Source organism: Providencia sp. PROV182 (genome assembly GCF_028480325.1).
GTDB classification, from domain to species: domain Bacteria; phylum Pseudomonadota; class Gammaproteobacteria; order Enterobacterales; family Enterobacteriaceae; genus Providencia; species Providencia hangzhouensis.
In genome coordinates, this window is sequence record NZ_JAMPOL010000019.1 from 1 (window position 1) to 19940 (window position 19940).

The 19940-nt window shown below is 40.1% G+C and carries 18 protein-coding genes; 7 read left to right on the plus strand and 11 right to left on the minus strand.

What is annotated here, in order from left to right; translation table 11 throughout:
* The first annotated feature begins 94 nt into the window (after nucleotides 1–94).
* Nucleotides 95–1447 (plus strand): APC family permease, encoded by a 1353-nt coding sequence (locus tag PR834_RS15395; RefSeq protein ID WP_096864356.1) that lies wholly within the window; start codon nucleotides 95–97, stop codon nucleotides 1445–1447.
* Nucleotides 1448–1548: 101 nt separating this feature from the next.
* Nucleotides 1549–3267 (plus strand): amidohydrolase, encoded by a 1719-nt coding sequence (locus PR834_RS15400; protein WP_272536761.1) that lies wholly within the window; start codon nucleotides 1549–1551, stop codon nucleotides 3265–3267.
* A gap of 147 nt (nucleotides 3268–3414) precedes the next feature.
* Here PR834_RS15400 and PR834_RS15405 read toward each other — a convergent pair whose 3' ends face one another.
* Entirely contained in the window at nucleotides 3415–3558 is a 144-nt protein-coding gene (locus PR834_RS15405) for a Hok/Gef family protein (RefSeq protein WP_112308132.1), read from the minus strand.
* 527 nt (nucleotides 3559–4085) lie between these two features.
* On the opposite strand from PR834_RS15405, the gene PR834_RS15410 reads away from it, so the two are divergent.
* Both PR834_RS15410 and prfH read left to right on the plus strand, forming a co-directional pair.
* The gene (locus PR834_RS15410; RefSeq protein WP_094962469.1) at nucleotides 4086–5219 is read left to right on the plus strand and encodes an RNA ligase RtcB family protein; all 1134 of its coding nucleotides are present in this window, start codon (nucleotides 4086–4088) and stop codon (nucleotides 5217–5219) included.
* A complete protein-coding gene (gene prfH / locus PR834_RS15415; protein ID WP_272536762.1) occupies nucleotides 5219–5830 on the plus strand; it encodes a peptide chain release factor H in 612 nt (203 codons plus the stop codon). The genes PR834_RS15410 and prfH overlap by 1 nt, the downstream gene beginning before the upstream one ends.
* A gap of 82 nt (nucleotides 5831–5912) precedes the next feature.
* Here the strand turns inward: prfH and PR834_RS15420 are convergent, their stop codons facing one another.
* From PR834_RS15420 to lptM, 9 genes are all read right to left on the minus strand, one after another.
* On the minus strand, nucleotides 5913–6188 hold the full coding sequence (locus PR834_RS15420) for a hypothetical protein (protein WP_096864360.1): 276 nt from the start codon (nucleotides 6186–6188) through the stop codon (nucleotides 5913–5915).
* Between the two features lie 191 nt (nucleotides 6189–6379).
* Nucleotides 6380–6964 carry a 2OG-Fe(II) oxygenase gene (locus PR834_RS15425; RefSeq protein WP_196725055.1) on the minus strand — a complete coding sequence of 195 codons (585 nt, stop codon included), beginning with the start codon at nucleotides 6962–6964 and terminating at the stop codon, nucleotides 6380–6382.
* A gap of 252 nt (nucleotides 6965–7216) precedes the next feature.
* Complete coding sequence (locus tag PR834_RS15430) at nucleotides 7217–8641, minus strand: hypothetical protein (protein ID WP_272536763.1); 1425 nt, start codon at nucleotides 8639–8641, stop codon at nucleotides 7217–7219.
* A 200-nt stretch (nucleotides 8642–8841) separates the two neighbouring features.
* Complete coding sequence (uvrD, locus tag PR834_RS15435; protein ID WP_036958803.1) at nucleotides 8842–11004, minus strand: DNA helicase II; 2163 nt, start codon at nucleotides 11002–11004, stop codon at nucleotides 8842–8844.
* A gap of 87 nt (nucleotides 11005–11091) precedes the next feature.
* Complete coding sequence (gene yigB / locus PR834_RS15440) at nucleotides 11092–11808, minus strand: 5-amino-6-(5-phospho-D-ribitylamino)uracil phosphatase YigB (protein ID WP_004906059.1); 717 nt, start codon at nucleotides 11806–11808, stop codon at nucleotides 11092–11094.
* Nucleotides 11808–12737: a tyrosine recombinase XerC gene (gene xerC, locus PR834_RS15445; protein ID WP_096864363.1), complete on the minus strand. Its 930-nt coding sequence runs from the start codon at nucleotides 12735–12737 to the stop codon at nucleotides 11808–11810. The genes yigB and xerC overlap by 1 nt, the downstream gene beginning before the upstream one ends.
* Nucleotides 12719–13423: a DUF484 family protein gene (locus tag PR834_RS15450; RefSeq protein ID WP_272536764.1), complete on the minus strand. Its 705-nt coding sequence runs from the start codon at nucleotides 13421–13423 to the stop codon at nucleotides 12719–12721. Before PR834_RS15450 ends, xerC begins: the two co-directional genes overlap by 19 nt.
* Before the next feature lie 24 nt (nucleotides 13424–13447).
* Nucleotides 13448–14272: a diaminopimelate epimerase gene (dapF, locus tag PR834_RS15455; RefSeq protein WP_094962463.1), complete on the minus strand. Its 825-nt coding sequence runs from the start codon at nucleotides 14270–14272 to the stop codon at nucleotides 13448–13450.
* Nucleotides 14273–14293: 21 nt separating this feature from the next.
* Nucleotides 14294–14479, minus strand: coding sequence for an LPS translocon maturation chaperone LptM (gene lptM, locus PR834_RS15460; RefSeq protein WP_094962462.1), 186 nt, complete (start codon nucleotides 14477–14479; stop codon nucleotides 14294–14296).
* Between the two features lie 235 nt (nucleotides 14480–14714).
* On the opposite strand from lptM, the gene cyaY reads away from it, so the two are divergent.
* Nucleotides 14715–15032 (plus strand): iron donor protein CyaY, encoded by a 318-nt coding sequence (gene cyaY / locus PR834_RS15465; RefSeq protein ID WP_004906066.1) that lies wholly within the window; start codon nucleotides 14715–14717, stop codon nucleotides 15030–15032.
* A gap of 43 nt (nucleotides 15033–15075) precedes the next feature.
* On the opposite strand, the gene PR834_RS15470 is transcribed toward cyaY, so the two are convergent.
* Nucleotides 15076–17649, minus strand: coding sequence for a class I adenylate cyclase (locus tag PR834_RS15470; protein ID WP_181488797.1), 2574 nt, complete (start codon nucleotides 17647–17649; stop codon nucleotides 15076–15078).
* A gap of 592 nt (nucleotides 17650–18241) precedes the next feature.
* On the opposite strand from PR834_RS15470, the gene hemC reads away from it, so the two are divergent.
* Together hemC and PR834_RS15480 are read left to right on the plus strand one after the other, a co-directional pair.
* Nucleotides 18242–19186, plus strand: coding sequence for a hydroxymethylbilane synthase (gene hemC, locus PR834_RS15475; protein ID WP_110591032.1), 945 nt, complete (start codon nucleotides 18242–18244; stop codon nucleotides 19184–19186).
* Nucleotides 19183–19938: a uroporphyrinogen-III synthase gene (locus PR834_RS15480; protein WP_094962459.1), complete on the plus strand. Its 756-nt coding sequence runs from the start codon at nucleotides 19183–19185 to the stop codon at nucleotides 19936–19938. The genes hemC and PR834_RS15480 overlap by 4 nt, the downstream gene beginning before the upstream one ends.
* Nucleotides 19939–19940 lie beyond the last annotated feature (2 nt).

Consider the following 19940-nt stretch of genomic DNA (forward strand, 5'->3'; position numbering starts at 1 on the left):
GAAGTATGACGAGTACGGCTGCATTTTAGGTTCACTCGGCCTGTGCATTCAGACAGAGTTAACGTTGTTAAGGGCTTTTGGGAAGGGCTTAAAAATGCAACAGAATACCGTTCAAATGAAACGCGTACTGACCACTCCTGCGTTAGTTTTTTTCGGGCTGGCTTATATGGTGCCACTCGGAATTTTCACCACCTATGGACAAGTAACTGTATTGAGTGAGGGCCATCTGCCTATCGCTTATTTAATTACATTAGCTGCCGTCTTTTTTACCGCCATGAGCTATTGCCGCATGACAAGCGCACTTCCTCTTTCAGGATCTGCTTATTCATACGTGCAAAAAACCTTTGGCGGCACACTCGGGTTTTTAGTGGGTTGGGCACAATTGCTCGACTATCTCTTTCTGCCAATTATTAACTACATTGCAATTGGGATCTTTGTTCATGAAGCGTTCCCCGATATCCCAATGTATGTGATTATTTGCAGTACCATCACAATTGTTAGCATTATGAATATTTTGGGAATTAAATTAGTTTCCTCAATGAATATGCTAATCATTTTAATGCAATTTGTATTTATCGCAGTGTTCCTATACTTGAGTTTTAAAACTTCATTTGTATTGGATACTGATGCTTTATTGGCACCTATTACGGTAATGTCAGAACAAGTATCAGGGTTATTTGCTGGTGCAGCGGTACTCTGCTTAGCCTTCCTTGGCTTTGATGCGATCTCCACCATGGCAGAAGAAACCAAAGATGCACGTAGTGCGTTACCAAAAGCGATTCTATACACCGTGTTTATCGCAGGTACGCTATTTGTCATCATTTCCTATGGTGCGCACTTGGTTTACCCGATGTGGCAAGATTTCATTCCTAACACAGATATTGCTAGCCTTGCGGTAATGAAACAAGTTGGTGGTGCGATGATGGCTTCTAGCTTTATCACCGCTTATGTTATCGGTGTATTTGCCTCGGCAATGACCTCACAAGCCAGTATTGTGCGTATTTTCTATGCGATGGGCCGTGAAGGTGTGTTACCACGTTCGCTGTTTGCTTATCTGCATCCAAGACTCAATACACCGGTTTACTCAATTATCTTTGTTGCGTTAGCATCACTGCTTTCATTAGTGCTTTCACTCAGCATGGTCGCCTCAATGATTAGTTTTGGTGCCTTAATTGCATTCACTTTTGTGAATTTATCGGTCATTAAACATTTTTACATTGACCGTAAAGCACCGCTGGATAATACAAAAATTATCACTTGCCTGATTATGCCTTCTATTGGTGTTATCCTAACATTATGGTTATGGACAAGCCTTGATAGCGAAGCCTTTAAAGTGGGTTTATGGTGGCTAGCCGCAGGGGCAATTTACTTAGCACTGCTGACCCATGGTTTTACTCGTCGTCCACCTGCAATCTCTGACGATGAAACTGAAATGATTATTAACTAAGCATTTCAAGTCTTATAAATGATTACGGGGGAGCACTTGCCTTCCCCGTTGTTTTTTTAGCTCTGGTGCCACCAAAGCACCACTGATACAGACGGTTTACAATGAATAATCAATTAGCTGACGTTATTTATTTTAACGGTTATATATATACTGCGGATGATAAAAATCGCGTTGTCGATGCGGTTGCTGTTCGTGATGGTTACATTCTTGCCACAGGCACTTCTGATGAACTTCATCAGTATGTTGGCCCTGAAACAGAGAGTATCGATCTCGAAGGCAAAATGATGATGCCTGGTATCATTGATGGTCATATGCACCCTTTTTGGGGCGGTATTCAACTCTTCGGTTGTCATTTAAATTATGAATCGTTAACTATCGAGCAAATTTTAGAGCGTGTACAAGATCACCTCGATAAAGACCCTCGTACCGGGGAAAATGATTGGCTCAAAGTCACTGCATGGCTACGTCAAGGAATGATCCCGGCGGGTGTTGATATGTATCGTGAAGATATGGACAAGCTCAATACAAAACGCCCTGTCGTATTATTTTCAAATGACTGCCATACATTGCTAGCCAATAGCCGTGCTCTCGAACTATTTGGTATCACTAAAGACACGCCTGAGCCACCTGATGGTAAAATTGGCAAATACGAGAACGGTGAGTTGAATGGCATCCTTGAAGATGCACCCGCTATGCGTGCTGCCGATAGCATTCCTTCAATTCGTGACGACCAAGCAATTGAAGTTGCTGAATTAGTACAGAAAGTACTTAACCAGCAAGGTGTGACGATGGTGATGGACGCCCGCGTTTCAGAACAACAGCTTGAAGCCTTTTCTCAATTACAGCAACGTGGTGACCTTACGATCCGTTTCCAAGCTGCTCGTGAAATCACCCCCGATGAAACACCAGATGTTGCTTCAGTAGCGGCAGCCGTGGATAAAGCCGTTGCATTTGCCAAAAAATGGCACCAAGCTGATTGGATACCAACCCCAGGTATTGGCTTGAATAATATTAAAATGTTTGTTGATGGTGTCATGCAATTTCCAACAATGACAGCGTCGTTATTGCAGCCATACCGCATTAATCAAGGCACAGATGACACGCCTAATTGGGTAGAAACGGATAACTATGGTGATCTGTATTTCACAGCTGAAATTCTTGATGAATTAATGGAAAAAATTGCCGCAGCAGGCTATAACCCTCACTTGCATACTGTTGGTGAAGGTGCCGTTTCCATCGTATTAGATGCGATTGAAAAAATGCGAGCAGCGCACCCAGAAAAAGATATTCGCCCAGGACTCGCTCACAATGAACTAGTCCATGCGGATGATTACGCCCGTTTTGCGCGCTTAAAAACCATCGCTTGTTTATCTTTCCAGTGGGCAGCCCCAACTCCAGAGCTAGCGGCTTTTGAGAAAAAAATGCTCGGTGATGAACGTTTTGAGCAACTTGAACCCATCGCTAAATTTGTCGATGCTGGCGCGGTTGTTGCATTTGGTAGTGACTGGCCAATCGATGATTTCGATGAATGGTATGATTTAAAAGTCGCAGCGACACGCCGTGGCCGCGATATTAATGGCCAAAAAGCACCGAGACTCGATAATGACCGAGATTTGACGGTAATTGAAGTTTTGCGCTCTGCAACCATTGACTCTGCTTATGCACAGCACCGTGAAGATGTACTCGGCTCATTAGAGGCTGGAAAATTTGCTGATATGATCGTGCTAGATCGCAATGTATTTGAGATCCCCGCTGATGATATTGAAAATGTAAAAGTATTACGTACAATTATTGGTGGAAAAACTGTACATATTGCTTAATTATTTATTTAGATAACTAATTAAATAAACACCCCAAAGATTAAATAATATCTTGGGGTGTTTTTAATTGGGCACTTAATTCCAAACCTGAATACACACAATTAAATCGGGAAATTACGAGGGAATACGCTCCCTCGTAAAGCAACATTACTCTTCGTAAGAAAACGTTGTTTGAACAACTGTATTTCCATGACTAATGACAATTAGACAAAGTCTGTCTCGCATTAGTACTGAAATACTAAACACGGTAATACACGCTGAAACAAACGCAATCACTGCGAACTTGCTCATTTCCCTTGACCTCTTAATGGTTAAGAGGCACAATCCTAACTGTCGGGTTAGGTTTGGGCCTCGTTGGTTAATAATAACTAACGGGGCTTTTCCATTTCTAATCCAAACATTTTATCCAACATAATAAGCTTGAACCAGAAAGGCTCAAGCACCCGCCCAAATGATAGCAAATTTTTATATTTCACTCACGCTCAATTCCATTGGAATAAATAAAAATATAAATTTAATTATCTAATTATTAGTTTGTATAATATTAATTAATTTATATATTGATTTTATATATTGGTTTCAGAAAAAGGCTAAAAATCGGCTATCTTTAAAATAGCCCTTGCAAAAGAAAAAAGTTACCGTTAGTATCCGCAGCGTTTTATATTCATCTACTAACTGCAAGGAGGTTTACCATGACAACAATTAATCAAACTCTTTGCGGGCACACTCAGAAATAGCCACTCTCGTTAGTTAATCTATTTTCTTAATTTTGCCTGCTAATTCACCTTATTTTTCAATTAAAAATGAGTTAATAGCTTATGGGCAATACCTTACATACTGTGGATCAGCAAGTCAGCTATATCGCCACAGAATCAACATGGATTGAAAGTAAAGCAATCCAACAGTTACAAACAACCGCAAACTTACCTAATATGGTCTCTGTTGTTGGCATGCCTGACCTACATCCAGGCCGTGGATACCCAATTGGTGCGGCATTTTTCTCAACCAAGCGCTTTTATCCTGCGCTAGTTGGTAATGACATCGGTTGTGGAATGGCGCTGTTCCAAACTGATATTAAAAAATCGAAAGTTAACCTCGATAAACTCGAAAAACAACTTTCTGAAATGTCAGATCATGCGCCTTTGTCATGGCTTGAAGAGCATGTTCCAAATAACATGCAATCACATGACTTTATGTCATCATTAAGTTCTATTGGTGGCGGAAATCATTTTGCTGAATTTCAGGGCGTTGATGAAATATTAAATCCAGAATTGTTCAGCATATGTGGATTAAATAAACAACAATTACTGTTATTAGTGCATAGTGGCTCTCGTGGCTTAGGCCAATCAATCCTTCGCCAACATGTAGAAAAATATAGCCATGATGGACTTATAGACAATACTCAAGATGCAAAAGATTATCTGGAAGCTCATCAGAATGCATTAGATTTTGCCCAACTAAATCGGCAAATGATCGGTTTACGTATGCTGCAACAAGTAAAATCAAAGGGAAAACTCGTACTCGACCTTAATCATAACCTAGTTGAATACTGTAAAATCAATGGTATTGAAGGGTGGATACATCGAAAAGGAGCGACACCATCAGATCGCGGGCTAGTCGTTATCCCTGGTTCTCGAGGTGATTACAGTTATCTCGTTTCTCCACAACCAAGTCAAGTTTGTCTGAATTCTCTTGCTCATGGAGCTGGACGGAAGTGGATGCGGGCTGAGTGTAAAGGGCGTTTATCACATAAATATACACCGACTCAATTATCAAGGACGGTATTAGGTAGCCGTGTTATCTGCGCAAACAAACAATTGATTTACGAAGAAGCCCCTCAATCTTATAAATCTATTGATACTGTAATTGAAAGCATGGTGAATATTGGCATCATCCAAGTTGTTGCACGCCTTAAACCTGTTATAACCTATAAAACCAGTGGAGATTGCTAATGATATTATTACAGTTTTCCTCTGCGCAGGGGCCTGAAGAATGTTGCATAGCGGTGGAAAAAGCACTTGCTTGTTTTTTCCAAGAGGCTAAAAAGCTTTCAGTCATTGCCGATGCACTTGAGTTTTTTCCATCACGCTACGGACTGAAATCTGCCTTAATTTCATTGGAAGGTGAGAATGCAGAAATACTATCCCAAAAATGGACTGGCACTATTCAATGGCAGTGCCAAAGCCAAATTAGGCCACGACATAAACGTAAAAATTGGTTTTTGAGTGTCACCCGTTTCTCTCCCATTAAACCAATTGAAGAGAGTGAAATTGAGTTTGAATTTACTAAAGCACAGGGGGCTGGAGGGCAGCACGTTAATAAAACCTCGTCTGCGGTTAGAGCAAAACATGTCGCTACGGGTATCACTGTCAAAGTGCAATCTGAACGCAGCCAGCACGCTAACAAAAAGCTTGCGAAACAGTTAATTCAATGGAAATTGAATGAACATCAATCGCAGCAACTTAATGAACTGGATAAACAACGTCATCATTCCCATTATCAAATTGAAAGAGGAAACGCTGTAATTACTTTTTCAGGAAATGAATTTAAACGTTTAAAATAAAACAATGCCACCTCAGATAAGAGGTGGTATATAATTTAAGATATCTACCTTACTGTTTTGTGCTTTACTACCCAGACAATATTTAATTCACTAAATAACACATTGAATTATTAAATTGACATTCAGCAATATAATAATTTGGTTCAATGATAAAACTATATTCTTTTTGTGAAGAAAAACAATTTGTTGTTTGTATTAGTGACGAATGATCAACATCATAATTAATAGGTACAATATCACCCTTATTTTTATTCATTAAGCTATTAAATGCTGTTTCTAATTGTTTTTCATATTCCATGATACTCATTCCTTGTTGAATCTGCTTATCACCATAACCAAATTTATCAACGCTGTTCATCTACAAGCTCCTTTTATATGTACATTGAAAAATCACAAGTAAAATGGCTGATATAACCGATTAAAACAAGTTAAATTGAATAGAGTTAATCTTAAATTTTAAAGAAAATAATATAATATTAATTAGATATTATAAATATGGAAGAATCTCTATCAGCCACCTCAATAAGAGGTGGTAATAGCCTGAACGGATTAGAGTAATTTTTCTGTTAAAAACCAGCCTGCGATACTTTCTCGTTTTTGTTGAGTCGGTAACACTTCATGTGGAAATTCTTCAGACATAAAAAAAATTATTCGACCTGCAAGCGGTTCCAATTCAAACAATTGATTGTTTTCTTTATCATAGACAACAAGTTCACCTCCATCTCCAGCTTGCCATGCTTCATTCATATATAAAACAGTGGTTACCTTGCGACGCCCTTGTCCTCTTGGGTTATCAAGATGCTTTTTATAAAACCCACCATTAGGATAACGGCAGAAATGCGTTTCAAAATCACGCAGACCAAGATAAAGCTGGCAGTTAAGCTCTTGCCTAACCTGCTCCATTTTATCGAGATAATTAACGATAGGCTCCCCCATTTCAGGTTCTAGCCAAACAGTTTGATCAGTACGAATACTTTTATTTCCTTGTAAGGTATCGCCGCGCCCAATACGTGCATCCTGTAGGGTATCTGGGATACTATTTTTGATGGTTTGTATATGTTGCAGGCTCATGAAATCGTCCCACACATACCAACCTTGTGAGGAAAGTGAATCAATAAGTTTATCCATTGACATGATGAGTCTTAGAAAAGTTAATTAGGTAATATTTTATACTTCATTGAGATATAGTTTTAAAATTAAAAACTTAAATCCTGATGATTGATACGGCATATCAAAGTCAATCACTAAAAAGATAGTGATAGTTATCATAGAGTAAACTAGAAAAGAGATTCAAAATTACATAAATAACATACTCATTCCATAGTAAAAAAGCACTCCATCCATATTGAGTGCTTACTATAAAATCAAATTAAACGATTGATTGACTTAGCAGAATGCAGTTCTTCCAATACCACCACAAGAACAACGTGCCACTGGGTTAAGAAGACTTACCTGCCCTAGGTTTTTATTTACTTCACTATTTCCCTCTTCCGTCGATTGGAAAGCCGTAATTCGTTCTGAAATTAATTCGCTTTGAATTACGGGTTGAACTAATGTATTACCATCTTGATTTTCAATCATTTTTTGAGAACGAATTGACCAGTGAAGTTCAACATCTTTGATAGTTTCTTTAATGCTATGCATTTCTTCATTATATCTTTTAATATTTAAAGATAGATGATTTTTAAAAGGCCCTGAATTCACTTCTAATTCGCCTTGTTTTTCCATTTCAATATTTAGCTTATCAATATATTGATTTAATTCGTCTAATACTTTTAGTAAATTTGATTCCTGTAGTTCACTTATCCTACTTAACTCATTTAATACATGCTTATCTTTTGCTATGCTAGGGCTTTCTACTCTATACAATGAAATATTTCTACGTAATGACCTTATTTCTTCTATTTCTGAATTAGTTTTATGTTCGTTCAACTCACTTAGGCCTTTAAACACATTTAATTGTTCATCAAATACTTTTACATTTTTATGAACTTTTTCCTCTAACATTCTCATCGAATCATCTATCTGTTTTTGGCTATATTTATCAGTAACAACCGAACTGGAGCCCCAAGCTCTTCCTTTATTTAATATCTGTACTGAACGAGATTTCAAATCATTTATAGACGAAACAAATTTTTCAATTTCATCATCTATCTCTTTTTTATTTTTTATTGTCTCAATTTCTATGTTATCTAACTGTAAATCAATTTTTCGTTCATCTTCTAATAACTTAGATGCTCTGTTTTTCAATGATTTTAGCTTAGCGTTATGATAATTTATTGAGATAGATACAATACCTGTTTTAACTTTATTAAACGAAGTATTTAGATGGGTTATTTCATTATTTATCTTTACTAAAGTAGATTTTTCATTATTTAACATACCCTCTTTTGTCTCATGAGGGATTTTTTTGATTACAAAAATACTTTCTAGTAGTTTATGGTCACCACCAATATTTTTATTTTGCTTATTTATTTCCAACTCTATTTTATACTTAGAAAACTCACTAGCCTCAAAATATAAAATCTCATTACCGATATTTTCCTTGTTATATTTACTAGCAAGATTTTTCATTGCTAGTAAATTACCTTCAAAAAATTTAATAGCTTTATTCACCTCATCTATTTTAGCGGTCACTTCACTATTTATATTTGTTTTTTCAGATAAATATTCATAACCATATTCATCTTGAATTTTCATTACTAATGAAGACTTCAGTTTCTTAATTTTATTTAAACGATTTTCAGCAGAAAAAATTAACGAGTCTATTTTTTTAAAATCATAACTATTTAAATTAAAATTAATTTCCATATTAATCCCTTTGATTTTCATATAATTAAAAACATAATTTGATATCTATATTGCGTTTTTATATTATATTAAAGACAAAGGAGTGACTAATTTATTATTTGTATAATAAAAACAAATTATAATTATTTTAAACCTATATTTCATTTAAATAAATAAAGTAGAAATATTATTCAGATTTCTACTTTATTTATACTTGTCTATTACAGTTTCTCAAGCTTCGCATATGAAGCCACCAGCCATTTAATTCCTTGACCTTGGAAAGCGATTTGTAAACGACAGTGTTCACCACTACCTTCAAGGTTAATAATCGTGCCTTCTCCAAATTTAGGATGAACTACACGCTGCCCTAATGCATAACCCGAATCATTTTGGCTAATCGGGGTACCAAGGCGTTGATGGCTAACTGGTCTTGAAACCTGCGCTCGCAAACGAACTTCTTCAACACACTCGGTTGGTAGCTCACCGATAAAACGAGAAGGCCTGTGATAAACTTCTTTGCCATATAAACGACGACTTTCAGCGTAGGTGATAGTCAGTTTTTCCATTGCTCGGGTAATACCGACATAAGCAAGGCGACGTTCTTCTTCAAGACGACCACTTTCATCCATCGACATTTGGCTTGGGAACATACCTTCTTCCATTCCCACAATGAATACAACTGGAAACTCCAGGCCTTTAGCCGAATGCAAAGTCATCAATTGAACGGCATCTTGACTAACATCCGCTTGTCCATCTCCTGCTTCCAATGCTGCATGAGAAAGAAAAGCCTGCAATGGCATTAAGTCTTGGTCTTCGTCTTGATAGCTGAAATCACGGGTTGCATTGACTAACTCTTCCAAGTTTTCAATTCGAGCCTGTGCTTTTTCGCCTTTTTCTTGCTCATACATCGCTCGTAGGCCTGAGTCGTTAATCACTCTATCAGCTTGAACGTGTAATGGCATGTCTTGGGTTTCTTTAGCTAATGCATCGACTAATTCTAAGAAACGCTCGATTGCAGCGGCTGCCCGACCTCCCAACACCTGCTCGCGAAGTAAGTACTCACAACTTTCCCATAATGTTAGTTGTTGATCCCGTGCCGTTTGGCGAACAGTATCTAATGTTCTATCTCCGATGCCACGTGTTGGTGTATTGACCACCCGCTCGAAGGAAGCATCATCATTACGATTTGCTATTAATCTTAAATAAGAAAGTGCATCTTTAATCTCTTGGCGTTCAAAGAAACGTTGCCCACCATAAATACGATATGGCATAGCACCTTGGATGAGCGCCTCTTCTAATACACGAGACTGTGCATTACTCCGGTACAGCATGGCACAATCTTGTAGGGCTCCACCATTTTCATGCCATTGTTTAATGCGCCCAACCACATAACGTGCTTCATCTAACTCATTAAAAGCGCAGTAGAGGGAAATGGGTTCACCATCTCCGCCTTCTGTCCATAAATTTTTCCCTAAGCGGTCACTGTTATTCGCGATCAATGCGTTCGCCGCTTTTAATATATTATTCGTTGAACGGTAGTTTTGCTCAAGGCGGATAGTTTCTGCACCAGGAAAATCATTGAGAAAGCGCTGGATATTTTCTACTTGAGCCCCACGCCAGCCATAGATTGATTGGTCATCATCACCAACAATCATGACTTTGCCAGTTTCCCCAGCGAGTACACGGATCCATGCATATTGGATATTATTGGTATCTTGGAATTCATCGACGAGAATATTCGTAAAGCGCTCACGATAATGCTGTAGTACATGGGGCTTGTTTAACCACAGTTCATGGGCACGTAATAATAGCTCAGCAAAATCCACCAGTCCGGCTCTATCACAGGCTTCTTGGTAAGCTTGGTATACTTTTAGCCATGTCGCTTCGACTGGGTTTCCGTAAGCTTCAATGTGCTGAGGACGCAAACCCTCATCTTTTTTACCGTTTATGTACCACATACCCTGACGTGGTGGCCATTGTTTTTCATCTAAATTCATCGCCTTAAGTAAGCGACGAATTAAACGGTATTGGTCATCACTATCGAGAATTTGAAAATCCTGCGGTAAATTGGCATCCATATAATGTTGGCGTAATAAACGATGCGCTAAGCCATGGAATGTTCCTATCCACATACCGCCTTCACTAGTACCAATCAATTGATTGATTCTATGGCGCATTTCTGCTGCCGCTTTGTTCGTGAACGTCACTGCCATAATTGAAAATGGGGAAGCATTTTCCACAGACATCAGCCATGCAATTCGATGCACTAGCACCCGAGTTTTACCACTACCTGCCCCCGCAAGGACAAGTAAATTGGTACGCGGGGCGGCAACCGCTTCGCGCTGTTTGTCATTAAGGCCTTCAAGCAGATAAGAGACGTCCATAGTTACCATCAAAGCAAAACAGTGGTTAATACCACTGTGAGGTTATTAACAATGGCTATTGCCACTGTATTTTTATACAGGAAATAATTATACCAATGATAAGAGAGAATCCAACCGCGAAATTTCTACATGCGGTAATAAACGACCCTCTTTCTCTTCCATCAGTGTTTTTTGTTCTGTGTTTATCCAGCAAGCTTGCATACCGCTGTTAATTGCACCTTCAACATCCGTTAACAGGTTGTCCCCGACATGAAGAATAAATTGTGGCTCAATTTCAAGTCGCTTTGCTGCTAAACGATACATATCACAAAATGGCTTTGAGCGCCCATCAGGCCCCGCTTTCAATACAAATTGAAAATATTGGCCTAACCCACATGCTTCCGGCTCTGCGTTACCATTAGTAATCGCCACCAACGGAACTTTTTCTGCAAGTTGGCACAATGTTTCATGGGTGGATTTCGGGACATCGATTCTATTTCGCCAATATGTGAAATGCGCCATGATGTCATCCGCCCCTTTTTGTGCCGCTTCTTTCGAATAACCATAATGGCAAAGCATCATTTTGGAAGAGAGCCAACGCCAACGTGATATATCATGATAAATATCAGGCTCTTGTTCTTCAACAAGACGGCGAAAAGCATAAAGATCTTCATTACTAAAATGATTAAAGCGCGGATCATATTCACGAACAAAACGTAAAACTTCTTCTTCCGTTTTATCAATAACTGGGTGGTTATCGTAAAGCGTGTCATCCAAATCAAACGTGATCGCCAGAATGGGTGATAACGGACGGTAAAAATGCATTAAGGTTTCTCCCTCTTTGCTCTCGGATGAGCCACATCATACACGTTTGCTAAGTGCTGAAAATCAAGGTGCGTATAGATTTGTGTTGTTGATAAATTTGCATGCCCAAGAAGTTCTTGCACTCCACGTAAATTCCCACTTGATTCAAGGATATGTGTCGCAAAAGAGTGGCGTAATTTATGGGGATTAATGTGGCTATTAACCCCTTGTTTTATTCCCCATTGCTCAAAACGTTTCTGTACGTTCCGATTCGAAATACGTTTACCGCTTTGGGTTGAAATAAAAACGGCGTCATCTTCAGGGTCATAGAGCTCTCGCATCTCAAGCCAACGTTGTAGCCAACTCACCGCAGTTTTACCCATTGGCACTCTGCGCTCTTTACTCCCTTTCCCCATTACCCACACTTCGCCCGTATTTAAATCAAGATGGCGAACATCTAGCCCGACTAGTTCAGATAAGCGTAACCCCGCGCCATACATCACTTCAAGCATCGTTCGGTCACGTACAACAAGAGGGTCGCCACTATCCATGTTCAAAAGTTGGGAGACTTCATCCACATCCATATTCTTAGGAAGGCGCTTTTTGGATTTAGGGGCATGGATTGCTTTTGCGGGGTTTGCGGGTAATTCCCCCTGGTGTACCATCCAATCAAAAAAACTACGCAGCGATGATAACCGCAACGCCATACTTGCTGCTTGTAAACCCGATTTGCGACTTTTAGCCGCAATGTTGCGCACAATCGTCGCATCTACTTTTTGCCATTCGTGGATATTTAATAAGGCTAACATCTCCACAATAACGCTCAGTTGGCGACGATAGTTAGTAATAGTAACCGGACTTAGCCGGCGTTCAACACGCAGATAATACAGAAAGGCCTCAATTTGGCTCATCAGCCCTTCCGGCTGGTTTTTTACAGGCGTTCTATCCATTGGCATAATAACCTCGGTAGAATTTGAGCGACTTTCTCCAACATGACCGTTCCCATACCATGTTGATAATGTTCACGATCACGGCTAGTAAAGATGACCATACCTGATTCACCATGATGACCAAACAATGAAATGGCGACTGAGCCGACATTTAACGCATCAGGTAAAAGTAGTTGGATTTCAGGGCCATTTAACCGGCCGAGGTAGTTACGCTTATCACCAAAGCGTTGAATCCTCACGGGTTCAAAAACACGACGCGAGATAACTAATTGATGTGCATCCAAAGGTGCAGACAAATGCCAACTGTCACTAAACAAGCGTACCTGAGCACCGGATAAACCCAGTTTTTTTGCCCAACGGTTTAGCGCTAACAGCATTTTCTGTAAACTTTCTGCTGATGACATTTCAATCACCAACACTAACAACTCATCAAAAAGCTCTACATTTTCATGAGCTTGCTCAACCATAAACCGAATATCTTGTTCGAGCTCTTTGATTTTCAACCGTTGACGGCTCATGACTAACTCAGGCAATGAAATCGCTTCCCGCACAACATGTGGGACTTTTAGTTGCTCCAACAGCTGTGCATTACGAAGAAAAAAATAAGGGTTTTCCGTTAAATAGCGCACGACATCAAGCTCATCAATTTGATGAACCATTTCCTGTGCTTTTTTGGTTTTATCCATTTTTTCCTCTTCGGCTATTCAAAATTAGAGTTGAATGACTCCATCATAAACATGCGTTGCAGGACCTGTCATATAAAGAGGCGACCCAGGACCTTCCCAAGAAATATCTAATGAGCCCCCCGGCAAATCGACTTTAACCCGCTTCGCTAGTAGCCCTTGAGTAATCCCAACCGCGACAGCTGCGCATGCTCCGCTACCACAAGCTTGAGTTTCCCCTGCTCCACGTTCATAAACGCGCAAGCGAATATGGTCAGCACTGATAATTTCCATAAAGCCAATATTGGCACGTTCTGGAAAACGCTCATGATTTTCTAAAGCGGGGCCTAAAACTTCGACTTCTGCCGTATGAATACTTTCAACTTGAATGACACAATGCGGGTTACCCATTGAGACAACCCCACACAGCACTGTACGTTCTTGTGCTCGAATAATATAGGTCTTTTCTTCTTTAACTGCGCGAAATGGCACTCTCTGTGGTTCAAAATCAGGTTCGCCCATATTAACGCAGACATCATCATTCTCATTTATGGTTAATGTCATACGACCCGACTGAGTGCTGACTTTAATTTTTTGCTTATTCGTTAAGCCTTTGAGCCTAACAAAACGAGCAAAACAGCGGGCTCCATTACCACATTGAGCGACCTCACTGCCATCTGCATTAAAAATACGGTAATGAAAATCAAGGTCAGGGTCATAAGGGGCTTCAACTAATAGTAGTTGATCGAACCCAACGCCTGTATGCCTATCTGCTAACCGACAAATCAATTCAGGCGAAAAATATACATTTTGTGTAACGCCATCGACAACCATGAAGTCATTGCCTAAGCCATGCATTTTAGAAAATTGCATTTCACGCTCCATAGAGGTGGCTTACTGATTATTTGGTGTTTGAGCTGGCTCTTTGGCAGTACTGTCTTGTGCGGTAGGTTGCACATCAGATGCCTTAGCCGGAGCTGCAGTTTCTTCCGGCGGAAAATACAACGGGCCTTTTAAGCCACAGCCAGAAAGGGTAAATAAAACAACTAGTGCACTAAGCCCAATTAAACTTTTTTTCATTCTTTTTCGCCCGTAATACTCACTTTTGACATCTGATATTTTACACAATAACAGGAGTGGCCTCGCAAATCACGCCTGTTTATCCAGCATGTTGATATTATATACTTTAGGCTAAATTTAGTCTGAAATTTTTAGTGGGTATGCTGAGATTGACCCCAATGCAGGTTCCCTCCTATAATTTCAATTAACAATAATAATTTCAATTAAACCATTGTGAGCAAACAGGAAATTAATCGTGAATGACAGCGAATTTCATCAGCTAGCAGAAACGCTACTGAGCACCATCGAGGAGCATTTAGATAATTATGAGGGTGATGCCGATATTGATTGTGAAATCAATGGTGGTGTGATGACTCTTAGCTTTGAAGATGGCAGTAAAATTATTATTAACAAACAAGAGGCATTCCACCAAATATGGTTAGCAACTAAACAGGGTGGGTACCATTATGATTATAAACAAGGTAATTGGGTTTGTGACCGTTCAGGGCATGAATTCAAAACTAAACTAGCCGAGGCAATTGCTTTTCAAAGCCAAGAGCCCTTTTCGTTCTAAGCTTTACGAATTTATACGGTGGGCAGCGCAAAACTGCCTACCATCAATAATAATGTGCTTGTGGGTGCTGCGGTTGGCTAGATTGCCTTTCATACCCAACGTCATCATCTTCTGCCGTAAATGGCCATGTCGCACCAGAAAATGCAACAACTTGGTTTTTACCATCTTGATTAATGATTTGGTAAAACTGCGGTAAATTGAAATTGATAAAGTTTGCACCATAGGTAAACCGGTCGTGGGAAGAAGAATAGAATTTACTCACGTCACGGACGAGGTCTTCTTTTGACCCTTCACAGTGGGAATAAATTTCAACCCGATTTGCTTCATCTAAAACGTAAATATTAAAACCCGTGTTATCTGCGGTATTTTCAAAGAAAAACTGTACAATCCCTTCACTTGCATAACCATCGACAACAGCAGGCAAATGGTTATCACCCTTCGCCTGAAGTTTAACTGGCCAGCCATGTAGTTTGTTATGGGAGATAGCCCCATAGAACTCAACGGCATTTTCAAGTTTTTGCACAGATACATTTAGGCGCTCAAAGAATAAACCCCACGTCTGCCCGGCAATACGTAATGCTTTAAAACGCCCAGGGTCATTTCGGTTGCTTGATAAACGCAGTTCTACACACTCCGATACCAGCTGTTGTACACGGGTACGAATCAGCCCGCGTAAGTGCTCACTATAACAAAACACTTCAACCGCTTCAGGAGGTGATGCATCTTGATGCATTTTCCCTAAAATGGTCTTAAGTGCTTCTAACATGCATTGTTCTCCGCTGAAATGTAACGTTCTTACCTCATTCCACGAATTACGATACAACAAATCAATACTACCAATCAGACACCGTTGTGATTCTCCAAAACTGAAAATATCCAGTTTTCTAAAATCAACATGGACGACTTGCTCAGAATATACCTGTGTTGGGTCTTTTTCTAAGTTAACAATGATTGCAAGATGGCGGATTTCACAAGGGCTATAAAGCGCTTTTGGCGTTGGAGCGGGTAACCTGATAGGGAAATGGCTTGATACATCATGCATCAACTCAAGCAGCTTTCGTTCATCACACTGAGACTTCCCGTTATGCATATAAACCTGAGTATTCTCAGTCAACAGGCCGTTAAAATATGCCCATGCCACTAATTTATTTAAATAGCGATTATATTCAAGAGGTTGATGACCAATAATGGCCTCAATATTTGGCGCTTGGTTATACAAATACCAACCACTACGGTTAGCTCTCCCCTCGGGTACATAAATAAAGGTGAGATGCGCTTCGCTCAAATCAGGTGAAATTTGTGGATTAACTAATGTCACCTTACCAGGGAGCGCCTCGAAAGCCGCATATAATTTACGGGTTAGTACCCCAATATCTTGTGGGCTTGCACTAACACTTAAATTATTTCTACGCGCAAAGCGAATGAGATTACGATAACTTTGCATCATCGTATCAAGTAACTCGTTGTGTGCCTCACGGACACGCTCAATTTTCCATTGATTACGTGTGTCGAGAATAGACAAACGTTCTGCTCCCCACCCCCATGATTCAACCAATTGAGACAACACATCACGGCGCCAGCCTGAGCATGTGTTATCCTCTTTTTCAGATAGTTTTTCACACACTTTTAGGTAGAAACAACGGCGGATAAGGTCAAGACGAGTTAGATCATTAATTTCAGTCAGGTAACGTGTCACACGCTCTAACATCAAACAGTATGAGTCCAAGCCATAACACACAATTTCGCCTGCATGTAAATGACGCTTAAACTCCATCGCTAATAATTTACCGTTAGGGTAATCCCATGAATAGGATTCCAGTAAAATACTCTTCAATACGGCTTTATAGGGGGAATCAACACTTTTGTATAGCTGCCATAGACTTGCACCGAAGTATTCCGCCGCAGAAAGCTCACTTAAACCACCTAAATCAAGCCATTCATTCGGTGTTAGCACGCCTTGTGCATATAACCCCATAACATATTCATCGTAATGCTGCTCTTCTTCAACTGGCACCATAGTCCACAGCAAACGTTTACCCGCCATACGTACAGCTGTTCGATAAAATTCATCTAACAATAAGATATGTTGCGTTGAACCACAGTTTTCCCCACCAATATGCCCACTAGCATGATGGCGAAAACGATTTTCATCGATTAAAAAAACAGTGACATCAATCCCCAAAGACGCAGCCCACTGCTCAATTAAGGTACACTTCTTTTGCAAAAAACGTTTTTCTTCATGGTCCAACCAAGAAGGATGGCAAACCCAAACGTCAATATCTGAACACTGACTTTGCCCAACAGATGAAGTGCTTCCCATCGAATAAATACCCGTAATAGGTAATTCGCCATTCGCTTCGGTTTCAATCGTGGGTAAAAAACGTTCGAAAGGTGCCAACCATTTTTTTTGCTCTGTATCAGGAGAGAAAAAACAGACACCATGGGGGACATTACCTTCAATAAAACCAGGCATCATTGGATGATGATAATGAAACAAGACAGGCAGCAAGCTATAAACCTTCGAGAAGGTTTCACTCATAGAAGCTGTTGCACGTTCTAACCGTAATTGGTTTATCGCATCCAGTCTTTGTTTTAAGGTTTCAATATAGAGATACAAAGGTTACGCCTGATTGAATGAAAGTAATACAAACCTGAGAATTTCCCAGCACCCAACAGATAGAGATAGATTTAAAATAATTTTCAAATGGATTGTCGGAAACGTGATCAATTTAACACCTTGCATCAAAAGGGTAAAGTAGATCACATAATTTTATACGCTTATTTTTGATACAAAATGCTTTTCAACATATTGTATAAAAAGGCTTTTTATTTTTTAATCTATAAAATATCCCTTGTTTTTCAATGGAATAATTTCTTTTTACCCAATTGTTTAGTAAAACAGCAAAATCAAACGATATTAAGTACAATACGCACAGTGTCTGCGCTTACTCGCTTCAACACGAATTAATACAAACCGCAGAGTGTTTCACACGAAAGATAGCACGATAAGCTAAAGAAATTGCTTAATAGCTATTCTAGGTCATCTCATTTTGAATCGCGTTCTTGCATCATGGAAGAAAAAGTAAATCAGTTATCAACAATTCAGAGAGTGGTTTTGCGCCTAACTGGAAAAAATATCCTTAACATGTTAAAACTAAGGCCAATTGTATGGTTAATCTGCGGCATTTTTCGCCAGAGAAAACAGTAAAATGACATCAACAAATATCGTGCGTATTGCAACGCGCAAAAGCCCTTTAGCCCTATGGCAAGCGCACTTTGTCAAAGACAAATTAGAGCAACTTCACCCAGGTTTGCTGGTTGAACTCGTGCCTATGGTGACAAAAGGCGATATCATCCTTGATACACCTCTCGCGAAAGTTGGCGGGAAAGGGTTATTCGTCAAAGAATTAGAACTTGCCTTATTAGAAGGGCGCGCAGACATTGCCGTTCATTCGATGAAAGATGTCCCTGTTGAATTTCCTGAAGGCTTAGGATTAGTCACGATTTGTGAACGTGAAGACCCCCGAGATGCCTTTGTCTCAAACCACTATGACAACCTTGAGGCACTACCAAAAGGCAGTATTGTCGGAACATCGAGTTTGCGTCGTCAATGCCAATTAAGGGAGCTCCGCCCTGATTTAGTCATTCGTGACTTACGCGGCAATGTCGGAACACGCTTATCAAAACTAGATAACGGTGAATATGATGCCATTATTTTGGCCGTTGCAGGGTTAAAACGTTTGGGGCTAGAAACTCGAATTAAAACCGCCCTTGCCCCTGAACAATGCTTGCCTGCCGTTGGCCAAGGTGCTGTCGGCATCGAATGCCGTTTAAATGATAGTAAAACCCGTGAGTTACTCGCGAAACTAAATAATGACGCAACATCGACCTGTGTTCTGGCTGAACGAGCAATGAATATGCGCCTTGAAGGTGGTTGCCAAGTTCCCATTGGCAGTTATGCTATTTGGCAAGATGACAAAATATGGCTACGCGCCTTGGTTGGAGCGCCAGACGGTAGTGTGATTATTCGTGGAGAACGACGAGTTTCACCAAGTGAAGCTAACCAAGCAGGGGTATCATTGGCTGAAGAATTACTTGAACGCGGTGCAAGGGATATTTTGGCGGATGTCTATCAAGGAAACCCGCCTGCATGAAAGTGCTTGTCACTCGCCCTGAGCCCGCATGTTCAGAGCTGATCACGGCAATCACCACCAAAGGGGGGGAAGCCTTCGCCTCTCCTTTAATTCGCATAGGGCCCGGTGCTGAATTAAATACCCTTATTCCTCAACTTGATAGCCTTACTGCAAATGATTTAGTCTTTCTTTTATCTAAAAATGCAGTCGAATATGCAAATTTAACACTTGAACAAATGGGGCGTAGCTGGTCAGATAAGTTATCTTACTACGGAATTGGCCGCTCTACAGGGCAATATTTTCAGCAAGTAACCGGAAAAGACATACGTTGGGCGGAGCAAGGCGAAACCAGTGAAATACTACTGACACACCCTGAGCTTCAATTTCTCGAAGGGAAAAACGCCCTGTTATTACGTGGAAATGGCGGGCGAGAGCTTCTCGCGTCAACATTACGGGCTCGAGGTGCGCAAGTCAGTTATTGTGAATGTTATACAAGGTACCCGGTTGATTATGATAAAGCTCTGTTCAATCAGCAGTGGTTTCAAACCGGTATTACAGATGTTGTGATCACGAGTGGTCAAATGTTAGCCTTGTTAGAAGAATTAATCACTGAAGAATACCAAACTTGGTGGTTTTCCCGCCGCCTACTTGTCGTCAGTGAACGGATTGCAGACCAAGCCCGCAGAGGCGGATGGCAAAAGGTCTGTGTAGCTAATAGCGCAGATAATAATGCTTTATTAGAAGCATTAATTTCAATCGATATGGGATGCTAATT

Bases quoted from the DNA above. Each gene is read 5' to 3' on its own strand.
- PR834_RS15395 (WP_096864356.1), top strand. From the start codon at position 95: ATGCAACAGAATACCGTTCAAATGAAACGCGTACTGACCACTCCTGCG.
- PR834_RS15400 (WP_272536761.1), top strand. From the start codon at position 1,549: ATGAATAATCAATTAGCTGACGTTATTTATTTTAACGGTTATATATAT.
- PR834_RS15405 (WP_112308132.1), bottom strand. From the start codon at position 3,558: ATGAGCAAGTTCGCAGTGATTGCGTTTGTTTCAGCGTGTATTACCGTG.
- PR834_RS15410 (WP_094962469.1), top strand. From the start codon at position 4,086: ATGGGCAATACCTTACATACTGTGGATCAGCAAGTCAGCTATATCGCC.
- prfH (WP_272536762.1), top strand. From the start codon at position 5,219: ATGATATTATTACAGTTTTCCTCTGCGCAGGGGCCTGAAGAATGTTGC.
- PR834_RS15420 (WP_096864360.1), bottom strand. From the start codon at position 6,188: ATGAACAGCGTTGATAAATTTGGTTATGGTGATAAGCAGATTCAACAA.
- PR834_RS15425 (WP_196725055.1), bottom strand. From the start codon at position 6,964: ATGTCAATGGATAAACTTATTGATTCACTTTCCTCACAAGGTTGGTAT.
- PR834_RS15430 (WP_272536763.1), bottom strand. From the start codon at position 8,641: ATGGAAATTAATTTTAATTTAAATAGTTATGATTTTAAAAAAATAGAC.
- uvrD (WP_036958803.1), bottom strand. From the start codon at position 11,004: ATGGACGTCTCTTATCTGCTTGAAGGCCTTAATGACAAACAGCGCGAA.
- yigB (WP_004906059.1), bottom strand. From the start codon at position 11,808: ATGCATTTTTACCGTCCGTTATCACCCATTCTGGCGATCACGTTTGAT.
- xerC (WP_096864363.1), bottom strand. From the start codon at position 12,737: ATGGATAGAACGCCTGTAAAAAACCAGCCGGAAGGGCTGATGAGCCAA.
- PR834_RS15450 (WP_272536764.1), bottom strand. From the start codon at position 13,423: ATGGATAAAACCAAAAAAGCACAGGAAATGGTTCATCAAATTGATGAG.
- dapF (WP_094962463.1), bottom strand. From the start codon at position 14,272: ATGCAATTTTCTAAAATGCATGGCTTAGGCAATGACTTCATGGTTGTC.
- lptM (WP_094962462.1), bottom strand. From the start codon at position 14,479: ATGAAAAAAAGTTTAATTGGGCTTAGTGCACTAGTTGTTTTATTTACC.
- hemC (WP_110591032.1), top strand. From the start codon at position 18,242: ATGACATCAACAAATATCGTGCGTATTGCAACGCGCAAAAGCCCTTTA.
- PR834_RS15480 (WP_094962459.1), top strand. From the start codon at position 19,183: ATGAAAGTGCTTGTCACTCGCCCTGAGCCCGCATGTTCAGAGCTGATC.